This is a genomic window from Geodermatophilus sabuli (assembly GCF_900215145.1).
Classification (GTDB): domain Bacteria; phylum Actinomycetota; class Actinomycetes; order Mycobacteriales; family Geodermatophilaceae; genus Geodermatophilus; species Geodermatophilus sabuli.
In genome coordinates, this window is sequence record NZ_OBDO01000005.1 from 152102 (window position 1) to 173025 (window position 20924).

At 76.8% G+C, this 20924-nt stretch carries 19 protein-coding genes and 1 riboswitch; of the genes, 9 read left to right on the forward strand and 10 right to left on the reverse strand.

Annotated elements, in window-relative coordinates:
* Positions 1-33 precede the first annotated feature (33 nt).
* The gene (locus tag CRP39_RS13020; protein WP_097206809.1) at positions 34-525 is read left to right on the forward strand and encodes an FBP domain-containing protein; all 492 of its coding nucleotides are present in this window, start codon (positions 34-36) and stop codon (positions 523-525) included.
* Positions 526-552: 27 nt separating this feature from the next.
* Here the strand turns inward: CRP39_RS13020 and CRP39_RS13025 are convergent, their stop codons facing one another.
* From CRP39_RS13025 to CRP39_RS13050, 6 genes are all read right to left on the reverse strand, one after another.
* Positions 553-1779: an MFS transporter gene (locus CRP39_RS13025; RefSeq protein ID WP_245853827.1), complete on the reverse strand. Its 1227-nt coding sequence runs from the start codon at positions 1777-1779 to the stop codon at positions 553-555.
* A 59-nt stretch (positions 1780-1838) separates the two neighbouring features.
* The gene (mftD, locus tag CRP39_RS13030; protein WP_097206811.1) at positions 1839-3008 is read right to left on the reverse strand and encodes a pre-mycofactocin synthase MftD; all 1170 of its coding nucleotides are present in this window, start codon (positions 3006-3008) and stop codon (positions 1839-1841) included.
* A gap of 129 nt (positions 3009-3137) precedes the next feature.
* Positions 3138-4658 (reverse strand): precorrin-2 C(20)-methyltransferase, encoded by a 1521-nt coding sequence (locus CRP39_RS13035; RefSeq protein ID WP_097206812.1) that lies wholly within the window; start codon positions 4656-4658, stop codon positions 3138-3140.
* On the reverse strand, positions 4655-5275 hold the full coding sequence (locus CRP39_RS13040; protein WP_097206813.1) for a precorrin-8X methylmutase: 621 nt from the start codon (positions 5273-5275) through the stop codon (positions 4655-4657). Before CRP39_RS13040 ends, CRP39_RS13035 begins: the two co-directional genes overlap by 4 nt.
* Positions 5275-6456 carry a precorrin-3B synthase gene (gene cobG, locus CRP39_RS13045; RefSeq protein WP_097206814.1) on the reverse strand — a complete coding sequence of 394 codons (1182 nt, stop codon included), beginning with the start codon at positions 6454-6456 and terminating at the stop codon, positions 5275-5277. The genes CRP39_RS13040 and cobG overlap by 1 nt, the downstream gene beginning before the upstream one ends.
* A 38-nt stretch (positions 6457-6494) precedes the next feature.
* Positions 6495-7205 carry a DUF4383 domain-containing protein gene (locus CRP39_RS13050; RefSeq protein WP_097206815.1) on the reverse strand — a complete coding sequence of 237 codons (711 nt, stop codon included), beginning with the start codon at positions 7203-7205 and terminating at the stop codon, positions 6495-6497.
* Positions 7206-7361: 156 nt separating this feature from the next.
* Between CRP39_RS13050 and CRP39_RS13055 the strand changes: the two genes are divergently transcribed.
* Positions 7362-7691 carry a tetratricopeptide repeat protein gene (locus CRP39_RS13055; RefSeq protein ID WP_097206816.1) on the forward strand — a complete coding sequence of 110 codons (330 nt, stop codon included), beginning with the start codon at positions 7362-7364 and terminating at the stop codon, positions 7689-7691.
* A gap of 127 nt (positions 7692-7818) precedes the next feature.
* Positions 7819-7947, forward strand: a riboswitch (cobalamin riboswitch).
* 36 nt (positions 7948-7983) lie between these two features.
* On the forward strand, positions 7984-11589 hold the full coding sequence (cobN, locus tag CRP39_RS13060; protein WP_097206817.1) for a cobaltochelatase subunit CobN: 3606 nt from the start codon (positions 7984-7986) through the stop codon (positions 11587-11589).
* Between the two features lie 294 nt (positions 11590-11883).
* On the opposite strand, the gene CRP39_RS13070 is transcribed toward cobN, so the two are convergent.
* The 3 genes from CRP39_RS13070 to CRP39_RS13080 are packed head-to-tail and all read right to left on the reverse strand — an operon-like array spanning position 11884 to position 13782.
* Entirely contained in the window at positions 11884-12624 is a 741-nt protein-coding gene (locus tag CRP39_RS13070) for an adenosylcobinamide-GDP ribazoletransferase (RefSeq protein WP_245853829.1), read from the reverse strand.
* A gap of 53 nt (positions 12625-12677) precedes the next feature.
* Positions 12678-13199, reverse strand: coding sequence for a bifunctional adenosylcobinamide kinase/adenosylcobinamide-phosphate guanylyltransferase (gene cobU / locus CRP39_RS13075; RefSeq protein WP_097206818.1), 522 nt, complete (start codon positions 13197-13199; stop codon positions 12678-12680).
* Positions 13200-13230: 31 nt separating this feature from the next.
* A complete protein-coding gene (locus CRP39_RS13080; RefSeq protein WP_097206819.1) occupies positions 13231-13782 on the reverse strand; it encodes a histidine phosphatase family protein in 552 nt (183 codons plus the stop codon).
* A gap of 141 nt (positions 13783-13923) precedes the next feature.
* Here CRP39_RS13080 and CRP39_RS13085 point away from each other — a divergent pair, with 141 nt between their 5' ends.
* Entirely contained in the window at positions 13924-14712 is a 789-nt protein-coding gene (locus CRP39_RS13085) for a Fic family protein (RefSeq protein ID WP_097206820.1), read from the forward strand.
* A 90-nt stretch (positions 14713-14802) separates the two neighbouring features.
* The gene (locus tag CRP39_RS13090; protein ID WP_097207019.1) at positions 14803-15771 is read left to right on the forward strand and encodes an aldo/keto reductase; all 969 of its coding nucleotides are present in this window, start codon (positions 14803-14805) and stop codon (positions 15769-15771) included.
* A gap of 15 nt (positions 15772-15786) precedes the next feature.
* Here CRP39_RS13090 and CRP39_RS13095 read toward each other — a convergent pair whose 3' ends face one another.
* Positions 15787-16635 carry an HAD family hydrolase gene (locus CRP39_RS13095; protein WP_097206821.1) on the reverse strand — a complete coding sequence of 283 codons (849 nt, stop codon included), beginning with the start codon at positions 16633-16635 and terminating at the stop codon, positions 15787-15789.
* Between the two features lie 126 nt (positions 16636-16761).
* Between CRP39_RS13095 and ssd the strand changes: the two genes are divergently transcribed.
* From ssd to CRP39_RS27570, 4 genes are read left to right on the forward strand one after another with little or no spacing between them, the layout of a single operon-like run.
* Positions 16762-17859, forward strand: coding sequence for a septum site-determining protein Ssd (ssd, locus tag CRP39_RS13100; protein ID WP_097206822.1), 1098 nt, complete (start codon positions 16762-16764; stop codon positions 17857-17859).
* Complete coding sequence (locus tag CRP39_RS13105; protein ID WP_097206823.1) at positions 17856-19007, forward strand: TadA family conjugal transfer-associated ATPase; 1152 nt, start codon at positions 17856-17858, stop codon at positions 19005-19007. Before ssd ends, CRP39_RS13105 begins: the two co-directional genes overlap by 4 nt.
* The gene (locus CRP39_RS13110) at positions 19004-19801 is read left to right on the forward strand and encodes a type II secretion system F family protein (RefSeq protein ID WP_097206824.1); all 798 of its coding nucleotides are present in this window, start codon (positions 19004-19006) and stop codon (positions 19799-19801) included. The genes CRP39_RS13105 and CRP39_RS13110 overlap by 4 nt, the downstream gene beginning before the upstream one ends.
* Positions 19798-20916, forward strand: coding sequence for a DUF4244 domain-containing protein (locus CRP39_RS27570; RefSeq protein WP_245853831.1), 1119 nt, complete (start codon positions 19798-19800; stop codon positions 20914-20916). Before CRP39_RS13110 ends, CRP39_RS27570 begins: the two co-directional genes overlap by 4 nt.
* The last annotated feature ends 8 nt before the right edge of the window (positions 20917-20924 follow it).

Below are 20924 nucleotides of genomic sequence, written 5' to 3' on the forward strand. Positions count from 1 at the left end.
CGCCGGCAGTGCGACGGGGGAGGAGCAACAGAGGTGCAGGCGCTGACGGAGCGGCAGGTACGGCGCTCTCTCGTCAACTGTTCCCGCGGGGAGGCCGATGGCCTGGCCCTGCCGGTGGGTTTCGCCGACCTGGACTGGGCGGAGCTGGACCTGCTGGGCTGGCGGGACCCGAAGGCGCCGCTGCGCGGGTACCTGGTCCTCGAGGTCGACGGCGAGCCGCTGGGCATCGCGGTCCGTGCCGCCGACACCCGCATGTCCAGCCGGACGACGGCCATGTGCCTGCTGTGCCAGACGGCGCAGAGCGGGGACGCCGTCTCGCTGTTCACCGCGAGGCGGGTCGGCGAGGCCGGGCGCAACGGCAACACCGTCGGCACCTACATCTGCGCGGACCTCGCCTGCTCGCAGCGGGTCCGGACGGAGATCCCGCCGTGGCTGCAGGACCGGGACCCGGCCGAGGTGGTCGCGGAACGGGCGGAGGAGCTGCGCGAGCGCGTGCTCGGCTTCGTCGCCGCCGTCCGCCGCTGACCCGGGCGCGGGCCGATGGCCGGCGTCCTACGCAGCGACGGGCTCCGGCTGCTCGACGGCGGGGACCCGGCGCTCGGCGCGGCGCCGGCGCAGCAGGCCGGCCACCGCCGTGAGAGCCAGGACGATCAGCACCGCGCCGTAGGCCTCGGCGGTCGGGCGCAGCCCCACCTCGCCGGCCGCCAGCCCGGCGACGATCGCCGGCACGCTGAACGCGAGGTACCCGACGACGTAGACGCTGGAGAGCAGCCCCGCCCGGTCGCCGGGCGCGACGCCGGCGGTGATCGTGCCCATCGCGCCGAGGAAGGCCGAGCCGAAGCCGAAGCCGGAGAGCACCGAGGCGACGAAGAACAGCGCCAGGGAGCCGGTGACCAGCGCGGCGATCGCCGTGCTCACCCCGACGACGAACAGCAGGGTGCCGATGAGCATCGACCGCTGGGGGCGGACCTGCCACATCGTGATCGACCCGATCGCGCCGGTGCCCTGCATGGCGAGGATGAGCAGGCTGCCGACGAGGTGGTCGTCGACCCCGAACACCCCGACCGCCAGCGACGGGCCGAGGGAGAGGTAGAGCCCGCCGAGCGCCCACATCGCGACCAGACAGGGCAGGGCCACGAGGAAGGGTGACCGGTGCGCGCGCGGCACCCGCACCTGCGGGCGCAGCGAGGCCAGTGCCCCCGCCGTCCGCGGCGAGGTCTCCGGCAGCAGCGCGACCACCGCGGTGGCGACGAGGAAGGCGACGGCGAGCGGGGCGAACACCCAGCGGGTCGGCTCGGGGGCGAACTCGACGAGCACACCGGCGCTGACCGCGCCCAGGGACAGGCCGATCGTCGGCGACGCGGCGTTGAGCATCGCGGCCAGGGGCCGGTCGCTGCGCTGGAGGTCCAGCAGCACCGCGCCGAGCGTGCCGGTCAGCGCGCCGACGGACAGCCCCTGCACCACGCGGGCGGCCAGCAGCCACCCCACGCCGTCCGCGGCGAGGAACAGCACGCTGGCCAGCACCTGGAGCAGCAGCCCGACGACGATCACCGGACGGCGGCCGACGTGGTCCGACAGCCGGCCCACGACGAGGAGGGTGGCCAGCAGGGCGATCGCGTAGATGCCGAAGACCGTCGTCAGCACGCCGGCGGAGAACCCGAACCGCTCCTGGTAGACCCGGTAGAGCGGCGAGGGCACCCCCGAGGCCGCGAGGACCAGGACCAGCAGGGTCGCGGCGGTCCAGAAGGCGGCGGGCCGGGGCAGTCGGCGGGAGGGCACGCAACTGCGCAAGCCCTCCCGCCGGAGCCGCATTCCCGGCGCCCGGTGGGTCGTGGGTCTCAGCTGCGGGTGAAGCCGGCCGGCAGGACGACGTCGTCGCGGGTCAGGTCGTGCACCGACGACCTGCCCAGGCCGAGCAGCGCCTCGTCGATGCCCTGCCGGATGATCGACAGCACGTTCTGCACGCCGCGCTCGCCGTTCGCGGCCATCCCCCACAGGTAGGCCCGGCCGATCATGACGGCCTTGGCGCCGAGGGCCATCGCCTTGACCACGTCGCCGCCGCGACGGATCCCGCCGTCCATGACGACCTCGACCTGGTCGCCGACGGCGTCCACGATCGCGGGCAGCGACCGGATCGCGCCCGGCGTGCTGTCGAGGTTGTTGCCGCCGTGGGTGGAGACGGAGAGGGCGCTGACACCGGCGTCGACCGCGCGGCGGGCGTCGTCGACGCGGGTGACGCCCTTGAGCATGAACGGCCCGCCCCACTGCTCGCGCAGCCAGGCGACGTCCTCCCAGGACGGCAGCGTGGTGCCCATCCACTCGCCGTAGGCGCCGAAGAAGTTCGGCGGCTCCTGGCCGTCGAGGGCCAGGTTGGGCACGCTGAGCTCGGGGATCGAACCGGTGCGCAGGTATGTGGCCAGCCAGCGCGGCCTGCGCAGCACCTCGGGGGCGAACTTCAGGGCGTTCTTGACGTCGATCTTCTCGGGGATGGGCGGGCTGCCCCAGTCGCGGCGCGAGGCGAACGACCAGTCCAGGGTCATGATCAGGCCCGTGGCGCCGGCGGCGCGGGCCCGCTCGGCCCGGGCGAGGATCGTCTCGCGGGAGCCGACCCAGTACATCTGGAAGAACAGCTTGGAGTGCGCGGCACCGACCTCCTCGACCGACTTGCTGGCGAAGGAGGACAGCCCCATCGCGACGTCCTCCGACGCGGCGGCCCGGGCCACGGCGACCTCGCCGTCGGGGTGCACCGCCTGCACGCCGGTGGGGGAGATGAGCACGGGCATGGACACCTGCTGGCCCATGACCGTCGTCGCCAGGTCCCGCTTGGGCGAGAGGCCGGCGACGTGCGGGCGCCAGGTGATCTCGTCGAAGGCGGCGACGTTGTCGCCCGCCGTCAGCCCCTTCTCCGTGCCGGCGACCAACGCCATGTAGACCGACCGCGGCAGCCGCTTCCGCGCGCGGTGCTGGGCCTCCTCGACGGTCTCGAACCAGTCCTTCGTGCTCGCCATGGGGTTCCTCCCGCGCTCGGTCTCCCGTGGCCGGCGCGTCCCGGGATCCGGTGACGCGCGCCACGTCCGGCGACATGCTGCCAGCGCGTGGCACTGAGTGTCACGCGCGCCTTCTCGCTCGCGGAAGGGTCAGCTCCCGGACGCCGGGTGGGTGCGCGGGCTGTAGACGACGCCGCCGGGCCCGACCCGGGTCTGCGACGAGCCGACGAGCACCAGGCAGCGCATGTCGACGGTCTCCGGATCCAGCTCGTCGAGGGTGGTGACCGTGACGCGCTCCTCCGGCCCGCCGACGTCGCGGCCCACGACGACGACGGTCTCCGGTGCGCGGCTCTCCAGCAGCACCGCGCGGGCCTCGCCCAGCTGGTGCGGGCGGGCCGTCGAGCGCGGGTTGTAGAGCGCGATCACCAGGTCGGCGGCCGCGGCGTGGCGCAGCCGGTCGACGACGACGTCCCACGGCTTGCGGACGTCGGAGAGGCTCAGCACGCAGAAGTCCGCCCCCAGCGGCGCGCCAACCCGGGCGGCCACGGCCTGGGCGGCGGTCAGGCCGGGGAGCACCCGGACCGGCACGCCCGCGAACTCCGGGCGGCCGGCGACCTCCAGCACCGCGGCGGCCATCGCGAACACGCCCGGGTCGCCGCTGGACACGACGGCCACCCGCCGTCCCTGCTGGGCGAGCGTGAGGGCGTGCGCGGCCCGCTCGGCCTCTACCCGGTTGTCGCTGGGGTACCGGGTCTGGCGCGGGTTGACCGGCACCCGGTCGAGGTAGGGGCCGTAGCCCACGAGGTCGTCGGCGGCGGCCAGCGCCTCGGCGGCCTCCGGCGTGGTCCACGAGCGCCGGCCGGGGCCGAGCCCCACCACGACCACCTCGCCGGTGCTGTGGCACTTCTCCAGCGCATCCGTCTCGTCGCGCTGCTCCGCTCCCGGCAGGGGGCCGGTCGGCGGGCTGGGGAGCAGGGCGAGGGAGAAGTAGGGGACGGTCGCGGGGTCGACGTCGGCCAGGGGCAGGGTGCGCTCGCGGGCGGTGCTGGCCCGCTCGACGTAGAGGGCCCGGTCGAGCACGCCGGCCCGGTCGAAGGCCTCCCGCACCTGCGGGAACGTGCGGCCCAGCTTGAGCACCGCGGCCGAGTCGGTGGTGGCCAGCCACTCGGCGAGCTCGTCGGCGGGCAGCGTGCCGGGCAGCACGGTGAGCACCTCGTCGCGCTCCACCAGCGGCCGTCCGACCGCGGCGGCGGCCCCGCTCACGCTGGTCACGCCCGGCACGACCTCGGTCGGGTACCGGTGCGCCAGCCGCTTGTGCATGTGCATGTAGGAGCCGTAGAAGAACGGGTCCCCCTCGGCCAGGACGACGACGTCACGCCCGGCGTCCAGGTGCGCGGCCAGCCGCGCCGCGGCCGCCTCGTAGAACTCGTCGATGGCGCCCTGGTAACCGCCGGGGTGGTCGGTGGTCTCGGTGGTCACCGGGTAGACCAGCAGCTCCTCCACCTGGCCCGCGCGCAGGTAGGGCGCGGCCAGCGCGCGGGCCACCGAGCGGCCGTGCTGCGCGGCGTGGAAGGCGACGACGTCGGCGGCACCGATCAGCCGGGCGGCCTTGACGGTGACCAGCTCCGGGTCGCCGGGCCCCAGCCCGACCCCGTACAGCGTCCCCGTCACTCGGCCGCACTCGCGATCGCGTTCACGGCCGCCGCGGTGATCGCGCTGCCCCCGCGCCGGCCACGGACGACGAGGAAGGGGAGGTCCGTCGCCGCCAGGGCCTCCTTGGACTCCGCCGCGCCGATGAAGCCGACCGGGATCCCGACCACCGCCGCCGGGCGGGGCGCCCCGGCAGCCACCATCTCCAGCAGGTGGAACAGCGCGGTCGGGGCGTTGCCGATCGCCACGACGGCGCCGTCGAGCCGGTCGCGCCACAGCTCCAGGGCGGCGGCGGTGCGGGTCGTGCCGAGCTCGGCCGCGAGCTCCGGCGTGCGCGGGTCGCCGAGCGTGCAGACGACGTCGTTGTCGGCCGGCAACCGGCGGCGGGTGATGCCGGAGGCCACCATCCGCGCGTCGCAGAGCACCGGGGCCCCGGCGTCCAGCGCCGCCCGCGCCCGGGCCACGACGCCGGGGGACCAGGCCAGGTCGGCGACGAGGTCCACCTGGCCGCAGGCGTGGATCATCCGCACCGCCACGCGTGCGACGTCCTCGGGCAGCCCGGAGAGGTCGGCCTCGGCGCGGATCGTGGCGAACGAGCGTCGGTAGATCGTCGCGCCGTCCTTCTCGTACTCGTACATCAGGCCTTCCCGATCCGGTACCCGGTCCCTGTCGCCACCACGTCGACCACCTCGCCCCGGGGCCGGCCGCAGCGGCGCGCGCAGCCGGCCCAGTGCTGCCGCTCGCCGCCGGCGGGCAGCGTCCCGCCGGCCACCGCGGCCGCGGCGTCGGCCCGGACGTCGGCGAGGCTCTTCGCGCACCCCGGCCGCCCGGCGCACGCGGTGACCCGGGTCCAGGGGCTGTCCGCGTCGAAGACCATGCCACTGCGGTACAGGTCGACCGCCGCGTCGTCGACGCGGTCCTCGGCCAGGTCCGGCACGACGACGCTGCGCCACGGGGTGAGCTGCACCTCGCCCGCGAGCCCGGCCAGGAGGTCGGCCTGCTCGGCGCGCAACCGCCCCAGCGGCACGACGGCGACCAGGGCGGTGCAGCCGTCGGCCTGTGCCTCCGCACCCACCGGCCCGGTCGCGCGCGCCGGGGGGACCGGGACGCGCCCGTCGGCGGGGACGACGTCCTCGCGGGCCGCCCGCAGGCGCGCGACCACGCGCTCCGGGCCGTCGTCGAGCTCGGCCAGCCGCCAGGCGGTGCCGCCCTGCGCGGCGCGCTCGTCGAGGAAGGCGAGGGTGGCGGCGAGCGCGAGCACCACGGCGTCGGCGGTCCGGGCGCGCAGACCGCTGTCGGCGCCGGCGAGGGTGAGGGCGACGTCGTCGGGGCCGAGGGCCAGCAGCCCGACGTCCCCACCGAGGCCGGCGACGTCGCCGCGGCCGTCGTCCAGGGTGGCGAGGTACCGGCCGGGCAGCGCGGCGGCCGCCGGGTCGGCGCACAACCCGGCGTCCAGCGCCGCGACCCACGGGCGGATGTCGACGTGCCCGCCGGCGCGCCCGGTCAGCGTGCTGGCCAGCACGTTGCGTACCCGCTCGTGCGTCGGGCTGGGGAGCAGCCCGGCCGCGGCCAGCCGGGTGCCGAGGTCGCGCTCGGCGCCTCCGGCCAGCCCGCGCAGCTGCACGTTCCCGCGGCTGGTCAGCTCGAGGGCGCTGTCGCCGAGGTCGCGGGCGGCGTCGGCCAGGACCCGCAGCTGGGCGGCGGTGAGCAGGCCGCCGGGGACCCGGACCCGGGCCAGCGCGCCGTCGGCGGCGGCGTGGGTCTGGAGCGCACCCGGGCAGGCGTCCTCGCGGAGGCGGACGGCGGGGCTGACGGTCATGGCGCTGGCGAGGGTACGGCGCGCCGTGCCAGAGCTCCTCAGCGCAGTTGGCGCCCGCCCACGTCGAAGGACATCCACACCCGGCGACGCTCGGACCGGGTGTGCGCCCCGCTCATCGCCTCGACCCGGCGTCGCTGCTCGGGGGTGGCGGTGTGCTGGACGACGGCGACCTCGGCGTCGCGCATCGCCCGTTCGGCGGCGAACTCCTCCGGGGTGGAGGGGTTCTCGTCGACGATCTCCTCGGTCGGCCGCGGGTGGGCGTAGGGGCTGTCGTCCGGCAGGTGGCCACCGATCCGACCGTAGGCCCCGAGGACCAGCAGGAGCAGGCCGACGCCGACGGAGAAGGCGACGTTCCTGAACTCGAACGCCAGGACGTTGAACGACGTCCGCAGGACCGCCAGGTTCAGCAGGCCGGAGAGCAGGAACAGGACACCGATGACGATCATCACCGTGGAGGCGGTGCGCGGGCTGCGCGCGGCGGCGATGAGGAGGACGACCGCGACGACCACCGAGATGGTCGACAGCAGGCCGTTGGACGACAGGCCGAGGATGCGCTCGCCGTCGGTGGCGAAGAACGCCAGGTTGTCGGCGAAGCCGAGCAGGCCGAAGACCAGGAGGAACAGCGCCACGAGGACGGCGCCGGTGCGCTGGACGGCGAACACGCGGGCGCCGGGGCCCGGGTGGTCCTCAGCGGGATGGTCTCCGGCGGGGTGGGCCGTGCGGTGCGGGAGGTGCAGTCGCAGTGCCATGAGGGGCTCCTGGGAGAAGTGGAAGCGTGTCCATTGTTCGCCCCGGGAGCGCCGCTGGATGCGGTCGGCGCACGGCTTTCCGGGGCGAGCACCTGCGCCGCGAGGGGGCTGGTCCCGCCCGGGAAGCGCGGCGGGGTCCGCGCCGTTGTCCTCTGCATGAGCCACCCGTTCGAGATCGACCTGCACTCCGAGTTCCTCCGCGCCGACCTGTTCCTCGCCATGGGGCAGCCGATCGAGGCCGCGAAGGTGCTGGTGCCCGTCGTCGAGGCGGAGCCGGGCAACCAGGCGGCGCTGGAGCTGCTGGCGCGGGCCTACTTCGGCTCGGCGCAGCTCGGCCGCGCCGAGGAGGCGCTCACCCGGCTGGTCGACGTGGCGCCCGCCAACGGCTGGGCCAGGCGGGCGCTGGCCCGCACGCTGGAGCGGCAGAGCCGGGGCGACGAGGCGGTGCCACACCACCGGCTGGCCGACGCCCTCGGCGCGGAGTGATCGCCCTCGGCGCGGAGAGACCGCGCTCGGCGCCGGGTGACCGCGCTCGGCGCCGGGTGACCGCGCTCGGCGCCGGGTGACCGCGCTCGGCGCCGGGTGACCGCCCTCGGTCTCGCCCCGGAGGGGCTGCCACCCACCCGGTAGCGTCACCGCCACCACGGCAGCGCAGTGAGGAAGCCGGTGCGATCCCGGCGCGGTCCCGCCACTGTGATCCCCTCGGGGAGAGCCAGACACTCGGCGCTGCCCGTGCCCGACGACCCGGGGCGCGGACCCCGAGTGAGGAACGCGCCCCGTGTTCACCCTGCTCTCGACCAGCGACACCGATCTGCTCTCGGCCCGCGCGAGCGACGCCGGCTGGCGGCTGGGCAACCCCGCCCGCCTCGACGCCGAGGCGGTCGCGGCCCTGGTCGAGGGCGCGCAGCTCGTCGTCGTCCGGCTGCTCGGCGTGCGCCGCCAGTTCGAGGACCTGCTCGCACCGCTGCTGGCCGGTCCGGCGCCGGTCGTCGTCCTCGGCGGGGAGCAGCTGCCCGACGCCGAGCTGATGGAGCTGTCGACGGTCCCGATGGGCGTGGCCACCGAGGCACACGGCTACCTGGCGCACGGAGGGCCGGACAACCTCACCCAGCTGCACCGGTTCCTCTCCGACACCGTCCTGCTCACCGGCGAGGGGTTCGAGCCGCCGTCGGTGGCGCCGGACTGGGGGGTGCTGGAGCGGCAGAGCCGGGGGAGCGGTCCCACGGTCGCTGTCCTCTACTACCGGGCCCACCACCTGGCCGGGAACACCGCGTTCGTCGAGGCGCTGTGCGCCGCGATCGAGGACGCGGGTGGCCGCGCGCTGCCGGTGTTCACCTCCACGCTCCGCTCGGTGGACCCCGAGCTGCTGGACACCCTGCGCGGCGCGGACGCGCTCGTGGTCACCGTGCTCGCCGCCGGGGGCTCGCGGCCGGCCACCGCCCAGGCCGGCGGGGACGACGGCGCCTGGGACGTCGGCGCGCTCGCCGCCCTCGACGTGCCCGTGCTCCAGGGGCTGTGCCTGACCTCCAGCCGCGCCGACTGGCTGGCCAACGACGACGGCCTGTCCCCGCTCGACGTCGGCAACCAGGTCGCCATCCCGGAGTTCGACGGCCGGCTGGTCAGCGTGCCGTTCTCCTTCAAGGAGACCGACGACGACGGGCTGACCACCTACGTCGCCGACCCCGAGCGGGCGGCCCGGGTGGCCGGGACGGCGGTCTCGCACGCGCGGCTGCGGCACACGCCCCCGGCGCAGCGGCGGCTGGTCGTGATGCTGTCGGCCTACCCGACCAAGCACGCGCGGATCGGCAACGCCGTCGGGCTGGACACCCCGGCCTCCGTCGTCCGGCTGCTGGCCGCGCTGTCCGGCGCCGGCTACGACATCGGGCCGTTCGACGGACCCGGCGCACTGCCCGGGGTGGCCGACCTCGACGGCGACGCGCTGGTGCACGCCCTGATCGCCGCCGGCGGCCAGGACGCCGACTGGCTGACTGCCGAGCAGCTGTCGGGGAACCCGGTGCGCATCCCGGCCGCGGACTACCGGACCTACTTCGAGACGCTGCCGGCCGACCTGCGCGAGGCCATGGTGCGGCACTGGGGCGAGCCACCTGGTTCCCTCTTCGTGGACGGTGGCGACATCGTCTTCGCCGCGCTGCGGGCGGGCAACGTCGTGGTGATGGTCCAGCCGCCGCGCGGCTTCGGGGAGAACCCGATCGCGATCTACCACGACCCCGACCTGCCGCCGTCCCACCACTACCTGGCCGCCTACTGGTGGCTGCGCTCGGTCTTCGGGGCGCACGCGCTGGTGCACGTCGGCAAGCACGGCAACCTGGAGTGGCTGCCCGGCAAGACGGTCGGCCTGTCGGCCTCGTGCGCGCCGGACGCCGCGATCGGCGACCTGCCGCTGGTCTACCCGTTCCTCGTCAACGACCCCGGCGAGGGCTCGCAGGCCAAGCGGCGCGCCCACGCCACGCTGGTGGACCACCTCGTGCCCCCGATGGCCCGCGCCGAGACCTACGGCGACATCGCGCGGCTGGAGCAGTTGCTCGACGAGCACGCCAACGTCGCCGCGATGGACCCGGCCAAGCTGCCCGCCGTCCGCGCGCAGATCTGGACGCTGATCCAGGCCGCCCGGCTCGACCACGACCTGGGGCTGGCCGACCGCCCGCACGACGCCGAGTTCGACGAGCTGGTCCTGCACGTCGACGGCTGGCTCTGTGAGATCAAGGACTCGCAGATCCGCGACGGCCTGCACGTCCTGGGCAGCCCGCCCGCCGGTCAGGACCGGGTCGACCTCGTGCTGGCGGTGCTGCGGGCCCGGCAGATCTGGGGTGGTGCGGTGGCGCTGCCCGGGCTGCGGGAGGCGCTGGGTCTGGCCGAGGGCGCCTCGCGCACCGACACCGACGCGGTCGAGGCGCAGGCCGCCGCGCTGGTGTCGGGCATGGAGGCGGCCGGCTGGGCGCCGTCTGCCGTGCCGGCGGTGATCGCCGCGGTGCTCGGCGCGCCGTCCCCCGGTGTCGAGGCCGTGCTCCGGTTCGCCGTCGAGGAGGTGGTGCCCCGGCTGGCGCGCACCACCGACGAGCTCGACGCCGTCCTGCACGCCCTGGACGGTGGCTACGTCCCCGCCGGCCCGTCGGGGTCGCCGCTGCGCGGGCTGGTCAACGTGCTGCCGACCGGCCGGAACTTCTACTCCGTCGACCCGCGGGCGATCCCCTCTCGGCTGGCCTGGGAGACCGGGCAGGCGATGGCCGAGTCGCTGGCCGAGCGGTACCGCGCCGACACCGGCTCGTGGCCGCGATCGGTGGGGCTGTCGGTCTGGGGCACCTCGGCGATGCGCACCTCGGGGGACGACGTCGGGGAGGTGCTCGCCCTGCTCGGCGTCCGCCCGGTGTGGGACGACGCGTCCCGGCGGGTGACCGGTCTGGAGCCGGTGCCCCTGGCCGAGCTCGGCCGGCCGCGGATCGACGTCACGGTGCGGATCTCGGGATTCTTCCGGGACGCCTTCCCGCACGTGGTGACCATGCTGGACGACGCCGTGACGCTCGTGGCCGGCCTGGACGAGTCGCCGGACGACAACTTCGTGCGTGCCCACGTGGACGCCGATGTCGCCGCCCACGGCGACCGGCGGCGGGCCACCACCCGGGTGTTCGGCTCCAAGCCCGGCGCCTACGGGGCGGGGCTGCTGCCGCTGATCGACTCGCGCAACTGGCGCGGGGACGCGGACCTGGCCGAGGTCTACGCGGTGTGGGGCGGCTACGCCTACGGGCGCGGGCTGGACGGCGTCGCCGCCCGGCCGGACATGGAGTCGGCCTACCGGCGGATCGCGGTCGCGGCGAAGAACGTGGACACCCGCGAGCACGACATCGCCGACTCCGACGACTACTTCCAGTACCACGGCGGGATGGTGGCGACCGTCCGCGCGCTGACCGGGCGGGCCCCGGCGGCCTACATCGGCGACTCCACGCGGCCGGAGTCGGTGCGCACCCGGTCGCTGACCGAGGAGACCGCGCGGGTCTTCCGGGCCCGGGTGGTGAACCCCCGCTGGCTGGCCGCGATGCGCCGCCACGGCTACAAGGGCGCGTTCGAGCTGGCCGCGACCGTGGACTACCTGTTCGGCTACGACGCCACGACCGGGGTGGTCGCGGACTGGATGTACGAGCAGCTGACGCAGGCCTACGTGCTCGACCCGGAGAACCGCCAGTTCCTCGAGCAGGCCAACCCGTGGGCGCTGCACGGCATCGCCGAGCGGCTGCTGGAGGCCGCCGACCGGCGGATGTGGGCCGAACCGGACCCCGCGCTGCTGGCCGCGCTGCAGCAGGCCTACCTGGACACCGAGGGCGACCTGGAGGGCGGCGAGACGCCGGCCCAGCAGGGCGCCGCGGGCTGAGCCGTGCATCACCTCCGCTGCGCGGGGTACCCCCTGTCCATGAGCATCCTCGGACGACTGATGGGCACGGCAGAGAACACTGCCCGCACCGCGACCCGCGGGGGTCGGGCCACCGGCCGCGGTGCGGTCGCACGCGGCACGGGCCGGGGCACGGGACGGGCGACGACCGGCCGCGCGACGACCGGCCGCGGCATGGGGCGGACCACCCGGGCGACCGGCCGGGGCCGGCCGACAACCGCCGCCTCGGGTGGGCTCAGGGGGCTGGTGGGCGGTCTGCTGGGCCGTCACTGACGGTCAGGGGACGACGGCCGCGGCCACCAGCAGGGTGACCGCGGCCGTCACCTCCGCCATCGCGCCCATGACGTCGCCGGTGACGCCGCCCAGTCGGGCCCGCGCCCGGCGCAGGAGCAGTTCGGCCGCGCCCAGGCCGGCCAGCGCACTGCCGGCCAGGGCGCCGGCGAGCACCCGGTCTCCGGCGGCCAGCGCGCCGACCGCCGCCGCCGACGCCAGCAGGAGCGCGATCCACCACCGCGACGACACGGTGCCGGTGACCGACCGCCCCAGCGCGGAGCCCTCCGCTGCCGGTAGGCCTGGCAGACCGGTGCGCGTCATCGCCAGCCTCGCGGCCAGCACCGCCGTCCACAGCGCCGCCCACCCGGAGTCGGTGGCCAGCAGCGCGGCCGCCGCGGCGACCTGCAGCAGCACGGTCAGCACCAGCGTGACGACGCCGAACGGCCCGACGTCCCCCTGGTGCATGACGGCCAGCGCCCGCTCCCGCCCCCGCAGGGGACCCAGGCCGTCGGCGGTGTCGGCCAGCCCGTCCAGGTGCAGGCCGCGGGTCAGTGCGGCCAGGACCGCGACGGCCAGCACCGCCCCGGTCAGCGGCGAGACCAGCCGGGTGCCGGCGACGGCGATCCCGGTGGCCACCCCGCCCAGCAGCAGGCCGACCAGCGGTGCCCAGGGCAGCACGCCACGGGTGCCCGCCGCCGCACGCGCCGGGACCGGCATGACGGTGAGCAGCGCGAGGGACTCCAACGGCCCCGCCCACCGGGGCCGGGCCGACCCCCGGGCGTCGCCGGGAGGCCGGCTCACCGCAGCCGCTGGGGCAGGCCCGCCACGACGAACCAGACCTCGTCGGCGGTGCCGGCCAGCCGCTGGTTGACCGAGCCGAGGGTGTCGCGGAACAGCCGGCCCGACGGGGTCTCCGGCACCACCCCGAGGCCCACCTCGTCGGAGACGGCGACCACGTGCGCCGGCGTCATCGTCCAAGCGTTGACCAGCGCGTCGCAGCGGCCGGCGAGCCGCTCGGCGGCACCGGGCCTGTCGGCCCACACCCCGGTCTCGTCCATCAGCGCGGCCACCCACGTGGTGACGCTGTCCACGAGGACCGTCCCCCGCCGCAGGAGGTCACTCGGGGCGGTGGTCTCCACCGTCGTCCACGCGGCCGGGCGCCGGGCCCGGTGCGCGGCCACCCGCCGCGCCCACTCGGCGTCGTCGGCCGCCGGGGGAGAGGTGGCCAGGTAGGTCACGGTGTCCGCGCCGGCCACGAGCGTCTCCGCGTGGGCGGACTTCCCCGACCGGGCTCCGCCGAGCACCAGCACCCTGCTCACGTCCGCCGCTCCCGGGGCGCGCACCGCGCGCTCACAGCAGGAGTTCGAGCCGGGTCACCGTGCCGTTGTGGGGCGTCGTCGACGGCAGGGCGTCGGCACCCAGCCCGGCGGCGACGGCCTGCGCGGCCCGGATGGTGTCGCCGTGGGTGACCAGCGCGATCACCTCCGCGGGCGGCTCCGCCGCGAGGTGCTTGAGGAACGCGCCCACCCGCGCGTGCAGCTCGTCGAGGCTCTCCCCGCCCTCGGCGGCCCAGTGCGGATCGGTCCAGTCGACGACGTCCCACAGCTCGCGGGACGGCCGGCCCTCCAGCACTCCGTAGCCCTGCTCGCGCAGAGCCGGGGTGGTGGTGAACGGCAGGCCGGTGGCGGCGGCGCAGTGCTCGGCGGTCTGGACCGCGCGGAGCAGGTCGCTGGAGACCAGGGCACCGGGCCGCAGGCCGGTCAGCTCACGAGCCGCCGCCGCGGCCTGGGCGTGCCCGAGTTCGGTGAGCGGCACGTGCGCCGTCTGCCCCTGCATCAGTCCGGCGGCGTTCCACTCGCTCTGCCCGTGGCGGACGAGGAGGACGGTCAACGGCTGGGCCATGGTGGGAGGGAGCGTAGCCAGACCGGCGTCGGTGCCCGGACCCTCCCTCGTACCGTCGTCGTGGTGGGCGGGCCGGTGAGCCCGCCTGCGCACCCAGCACCGTTGGTCGCGGGACCGACGAGCGTCACCCAGGAGGATCTCGTGACCATCCCCGTCCGCCCCGGCAGCCCCCGACCCGCCGGCCACCCGGCCGGCCCGGACCCGCTGGCCCCGCTCCTGGAGCTGCCCGGCGTGCGCGAGGCGGCGGACGGCGCCCGCGCCGCCGTCGACCGGCTGCTGCGGCACCGGCTCATGCGCAACCGGTCGGCGGAGGTGAGCACGGAGTCGGCGCTGCGCGGTGCCCGCGCGTCGGCCGTCCTCGAGGGTGTCGACATCCCGCTGGCCGACCTGCGGGCCGGCCAGGTGGACGACCCGGTGGTGCAGGGCGCGCTGCGTGCGTCGGCCGCTCTCGGCTCGATGCAGGACACCTGGGAGCGCGCGCCCGGGCAGGTGCTGGCGCGGCTGCACGTGCTGGCCGCCGCCGACCTCGTCGACCGGGCGGAGCTCGGCCGGCCGGGGGTGCACGCCGGCCCGCGCCTGAGCGGGCTGTTCGGCCTGGTCACGAGCACCTCCACGGTGCCGGCCGTCCTGGTCGCCGCCGTGGTCCACGGCGAGCTGGCCGCACTGGCCCCCTTCGGGACCGCCGACGGCGTCGTGGCGCGCGCCGCCGCCCGGCTGACCGGCATCACCCGTGGCCTGGACCCCAAGGCGGTGTCGGTGCCCGAGGTGGGCTTCGTCGAGCTGGGGCGGGACGCGTACGTCGGCGCGGTGGCCGGGTACGCCTCGGGACGTCCCGAGGGGGTGGCGGCGTGGCTGGCGCACTGCTGCCGCGCCACCGAGCACGGGGCGCTGGAGGGGCTGGCGATCGCCGAGAGCCTGCTGCGCGGCTGACCCCGTCCCGCCGTCGCGGCCGGCCGCCGTCGTGCGCCGGCCGTGCTCGCCGTCCTGCACCGGCCGCGGGCGGCGACGAGACTGGACGCCGTGCGCACCCTCGACGTGGACGGGCTCGGCGCGGTCAGCCGCGTCGGCCTCGGGACCTGGCAGTTCGGCTCGCGGGAGTGGGGGTACGGCGACGCGTACGCCTCCGGTGAGGCCAAGGCCATCGTCCGGCGGGCCCGCGAGCTGGGCATCACGCTGTTCGACACCGCGGAGGTCTACGGGTTCGGCCGTAGCGAGCGGATCCTCGGGGACGCCCTCGGCGCGGAGCGGGCCGGCGTCGTCGTCGCGACGAAGGTCTTCCCCGTCGCCCCGTTCCCCCCGGTGATCCGCAACCGGCTGGCCGGCAGCGCCCGTCGGCTGGGGCTGCACCGGGTGCCGCTGTACCAGGTGCACCAGCCCAACCCGCTGGTCCCGGACTCGGTGACCATGCCGGGCATGCGCGAGCTGCTCGACGCCGGCCGCATCGGCGCCGTCGGTGTCTCCAACTACTCGCTGCAGCGGTGGCAGGCGGCCGATGCCGCGCTGGGCCGGCCGGTGGTCAGCAACCAGGTGCACTTCTCCCTGGCCGCTCCCGGCGCGCTCGAGGACCTCGTCCCGTTCGCCGAGCGGGAGAACCGCATGGTGATGGCCTACAGCCCGCTGGCGCAGGGGCTGCTCGGTGGGCGCTACGGCGTGGACAACCGGCCCGGGGGCGTGCGGGCGGCCAACCCGCTGTTCGGCACGGAGAACCTGCGCCGGGCCGAGCCGCTGCTCGGCGTCCTCCGGGAGGTCGCCGCGGCCCACGACGTCGCGCCGGCGCAGATCGCGCTGGCATGGCTGATCGCCCTGCCCCGGGTGGTGGTGATCCCCGGCGCGTCGAGCGTCGCGCAGGTCGAGGCCAACGCCGCCGCCACGGAGATCGGCCTGCAGCCGGACGAGCAGGCGGCGCTCACCGCGGCCGCGCGGGCGTTCTCCCCCGTGTCGGCCGCGCACACGCTGCTCGAGCGGGTCCGGGAGCGGCTGCCGTTCTGAGCCGGCGGCCCTTCCTCAGGCGCCGCGGCGACGCCGGCGACCCGGCAGGGGAGCGGGCGCCGACGGGCCGACGGTGACGTCGCGCAGGGCCCGCCGCCGGGCGTACCAGGCCAGCCCCACCACCGCGGCGCCGACGCCCATGGCGGCACCGGTCACCACCGGGGTGGTGGGCACGGGGAACCGGGACCGCATGGACACCGGACGGGTGAACTCCAGCACCGGCCACCCGCGCTCGGCCGCCGCCCTGCGCAGCGCCCGGTCGGGGTTGACCGCGGTGGGGTGCCCGACCTCCGACAGCATCGGCAGGTCGGTGATCGAGTCGCTGTAGGCGTAGCAGTCGGCGACGTCGTAGCCGTTCTCCGCGGCCACCTGCCGGACCGCGACGGCCTTGTTCTCGCCGTAGGCGTAGAAGCCGATCTCGCCGGTGTAGTGGCCGTCGACGGTCACCATCCGGGTGGCGACCACGCGGTCGGCCCCCAGCATCTGCCCGATCGGCTCGACCATCTCCGCACCGCTGCTCGACACGATGACGATCTCCCGGCCGGCCGCCCGGTGCTCCTCGATCAGGTCCGCCGCCTCGGCGTAGACCAGCGGGTCGACGATCTCGTGCAGCGTCTCCCGCACGATCTCGTGCACCGTGGCGACGTCCCAGCCGGTGCACATCTGCGTGATCTGGGCCCGCATGCGCTCCATCTGCTGCGCGTCGGCGCCGGAGAGGGAGAAGACGAACTGGGCGTAGGCGCCCTTGAGCACGGCCCGGCGGTTGATCAACCCGCCCTGGAAGAAGGGGCGGCCGAAGGCCAGGGTGCTGGACTTGGCGATGACCGTCTTGTCCAGGTCGAAGAACGCCGCTGCGCGGGTCACGGTTCACGACTGTAGGTGGACCAGCTGACGGTGACAGGGATCGCACGCCGTCCACACCCTTCCGGGTCATCCACAGATCCCACCCGCACCTCCCGGACCCCGCGTCCCTCCGCTGGGCTCGGCGGCGTGCCTGCCCTCCGGTCCCTCCCCGCCCGCCCCCTCCTCGTCAGTGCCGACGAGGACCTCCTCGACGACCTGCTGCGGCTGCTGGCCGCCGCGGGCACCGAACCCGAGGTCGCCACCGGTGGCCCCGCACTGCGGCGGGCCCACCGCGAGGCCCCGCTGGTCGTCCTCGGCGCGGACGTCCTCGCGGCCGGCCCGGTGCGGGCCCTGCCCCGCCGGCCCGGGGTCGTGGTCGTGGCACCGGGCGAGCCGCCGGCCGCCGTCTGGGCCGCGGCGGTGGAGCTCGGCGCCGAGCGGGTGGCGGTGCTGCCGACCGACGAGAGCTGGCTGCTGTCCCGCGTGGCGGCGGCGCTGAGCCGGCCCGTCGACCGCGGGTACCTGGTGGCGGTCGGGGGCAGCTGCGGGGGAGCGGGCGCGAGCACGGTCGCCGCCGCGCTGGCGCTCACGGCGGCGCCGGACGCCGACGGCGCGCTGCTCGTGGACGCCGACGGGTGGGGCGGCGGGCTCGACCTCCTGCTGGGGGCCGAGCGGGGCGAGGGTCTGCGCTGGCCGGAGCTCGCCGGGCTCCGCGGCCGGGTGGCCGGCGACGCCCTCATGGCCGCCCTCCCCGAGGTCGACGGCGTCTCGGTGCTGGCCGCCTCGCGGGAGGCGCCGGGAGAGGTGCCGGCCGAGGCGCTCGGCGCGGTCGTGGAGGCCGCCCGTGCCGGTGGCTGGCCGGTGGTGGTCGACGTCGCGCGCAGCGCCGGTCCCGAGACGGCCGAGCTGCTGCTGGCCGAGGCCGATCTCACCGTGCTCGTCGTGCCCGCCCGGTTGCGGGCCGCCTCGGCAGCGCGGCTGCTGGTCGAGCACGGTCCCGGCGGCCGCCCGCCCGTCTGGTCGGCGGCCCGGCCGGTGGTGCGGCAGGTCGCGGGCGGGCTGTCGGCACGGGAGGTCGCCGACGTCGTGGGCCGGCCCGTCCTGGCCGAGCTGGGCTCCGACCGGAGCGCCGTGCCGCGCGGTGAGCGCGGGGAGCCACCCCTGGTGACGCCGCGCTCACCGCTCGGCGCACTCGCCCGCCGGGTGCTGGCCGAGCTCCCGCGGCCGGTGGGGGTGGCGGCGTGAGCGGGGGTGCACTCGTCGACCGGGTACGGGCACGACTGGCGCTCGAGCCGGAGGCCCCGACGCGGGCCGCGGTCGCCGCGCTCGTCCGGGAGGAGTCCGGCGGCCTGCTCGGCGACGACGACGTGCTGCGGGCGGTCCGCGAGGCGGTGGACGAGCTGTCGGGGGCGGGGCCGCTCGAGCCGCTGCTCCGGGCGCCCGGGGTCACCGACGTGCTGGTCAACGGCCCGGACGAGGTGTGGGTGGACCGCGGCGGCGGGTTGGAGCGTTCCCCGGTGCGGTTCCCCGACGAGGACGCCGTCCGGCGGCTGGCCGTCCGGCTCGCGGCCGCGGCGGGCCGCCGGCTGGACGACGCCGCCCCCTGGGTCGACGTCGGCCTGCCCGACGGCACGCGGCTGCACGCGGTGCTGCCGCCGGTGTCCGGCGGTGGCACCTGCCTGTCCCTGCGGGTGCTGCGGCGGGCCGCGCTCTCCTTCGCCGACCTGGCCGGCCGCGGCACGTTCCCCGGGGCGTCCGGCGGTCTGCTGCGCGCACTCGTCGCCCGGCGGCTGGCGTTCCTGGTCACCGGAGGCACCGGGTCGGGGAAGACCACCCTGCTCTCCGGGCTGCTCGGTCTCGTCCCGCCCGGCGAACGCCTGGTCCTCTGCGAGGACGCGCCCGAGCTGCGGCCGGCCCACCCGCACGTCGTCCGGCTGGCCACGCGGCCGCCGAACGTGGAGGCGGTCGGCGAGGTGACCCTGCGCGACCTCGTCCGGCAGGCGCTGCGGATGCGACCGGACCGGCTCGTCGTCGGAGAGGTGCGCGGCGCCGAGGTGACCGACCTGCTCGCCGCGCTCAACACCGGCCACGAGGGCGGGTGCGGCACCCTGCACGCGAACCGGCCCGCCGAGGTGCCGGCCCGGCTGGAGGCGCTCGGCGTCGCCGCGGGCCTCGACCGGCTCGCGGTGCACAGCCAGGCCGCCGCCGCCCTCGCCGCCGTGGTGCACCTGCGCCGGACGCCGTCCGGACGGCGGGTGGAGGAGGTCGGCGTGGTCCGCCGTGCCGGCGACCTCGTCGTCGTCGAGGCGGGCTGGCGTGCCGACGGCGGGTCGTGTCCCGGCGCCGCACGGCTGGCGGAGCTCCTCGGGGAGTCCGACGGGCGCCCGGCATGACCGCCGCCCTCGTGCTGCTCGGCGCCGCGCTGCTGTCGTGGCCGGGCAGCCCCGCGCTGCGCCGGACGAGGCGCCTGGCCGCGACCGGTGGCCGTGGGCGGATCCCGGTACCGGTGCCGCGGCTGCCCCGGCCGGTGCTGTGGGGCGCCGGGGCCGCGGCCGTCGCGGCGCTGCTGAGCACCCCGCTGGTCGCCGTCCTGGCGGGGGCCGCCGCCGTCCTCGCCGCACGCACCGGGGACCGCCGACGCGCCGGCGTCCGGGAGGAGGCGCGGCTGACCGCACTGGCCGAGGCGCTGGCCGCCCTGGCGGCCGAGCTGCGCAGCGGTCGTTCCCTGACGGAGGCCACGGCGGCGGCCGTGGCGGCCTGCGCGGACGAGGAGAGCGGACGGGCGCTGGCCGGGTCGGTGGTGGGCCCGCGGGCCGGCCCCGACCCGGGCGGCCGCACCGGTACGGAGGTCGAGCAGGCGTTGCAGCGGGTCTCCGCGGCCGCGGCACTGAGCCGGCGGACCGGGTGCTCGCTGGCGTCGGTCCTCGGCGCGGTCGAGGACGACCTGCGGGCCCGCTCCCGCCAGCGGCAGGACCTGCGATCGCTCACGGCGGGCCCCCGGGCCAGCGCGGCCCTGCTCGCCGGCCTGCCCCTGCTCGCCCTCGGCATGGGCAGCGGGATCGGTGCTGACCCGTGGCGCGTCCTCACGACCACCGCGACCGGTCAGGTGCTGCTCGTCCTGGGCGTGGCGCTGGAGGGGGCCGGGCTGGCGTGGTCGGCCCGGCTGGTGCGTCGGGCGGTGCGGTGACCGCGACCGTCGTGGCGCTCCTGGCGACCGCGCTGGTGCTCTGGTCGCCCGAGCGCACGGACGTGGCCGTCCGCGTGCGCGCGCTGGCCGCCCCGGGGGCCACGCCGTCGCCCCGCCCCGGCGGCGGTCCCCGCCGGAGCTGGGCGCTGGCCGGCGCTGCCGGTGTGGCCGCCGGCGTGCTCGTCGGCGGTCTGCTGGGTGTCGCCGCGTCGGTGGTGGTCGCCGTCCTGGCCGAGCGCGTGCTGCGTCGCGGGTCGGACCACGCCGAGAAGGAGGGGGCGGCGCTCACCGGGGACCTCCCCGTGGCCTGCGACCTCCTCGCCGTCTGCCTGGCGGCGGGGCTGCCCGTGGGCGCCGCGCTCGCCGCGGTGGCCGCCACGGTGCCCGCACCGCTGGGTCCCACACTGGCCGAGGTGGCGGCGCTCCACGGGCTCGGCGCGTCGCCGCGCAGGTCCTGGGCGGGCGTCCCCGGCGAGCTGGCCGGGCTCGGCCGGGTGCTGGTCCGGGCGGGGGAGTCGGGCTCGGCGGTGGTCCCCGCTCTGCGGTCCCTGGGGCCGACACCCGCGCCGAGGCGCGCAGCCACGCTGATGCCGCCGTACGCCGGGCGGGGGTGTGGGTCCTCGCGCCGCTGGGTGCCTGCTTCCTGCCGGCGTTCGTCTGTCTGGGCGTGGCGCCTCTCGTTCTCGGCATCGCCGCGGACGTCTTCGGGTGAGCAGCGGCCGTCGTCCACAGGCCGGACCCCGGTCCACAGATCGGCGTCGGCTGTGGGACCGATGCGCCGGCGCTGCGAGCGTCGGGGCAGCGGCCCGGTCGGCGGACCGCACGACGGAGGAGGTCCCGTGACCGACAGTCCTGCAGCACACCTCGACCCGGCGGAGCCGGAGGAGGCCGAACTCCCGGTCGGGGAGGGCGCTGCCGCCCCCACCGGCCGGTTGAGGGCCCGCTGGAGCCGGGTCCGCGCCACCGGCGAGGCCGGGATGAGCACCGCCGAGTACGCCGTCGGCACGGTCGCGGCCTGCGCCTTCGCCGCGGTCCTCTACCGGGTGGTCACCGGTGGCTCGGTGGTCGACGCGCTGGGTGAGCTGGTCTCCTCGGCGCTGGCCACGCTGTCCTGACCGTGTCG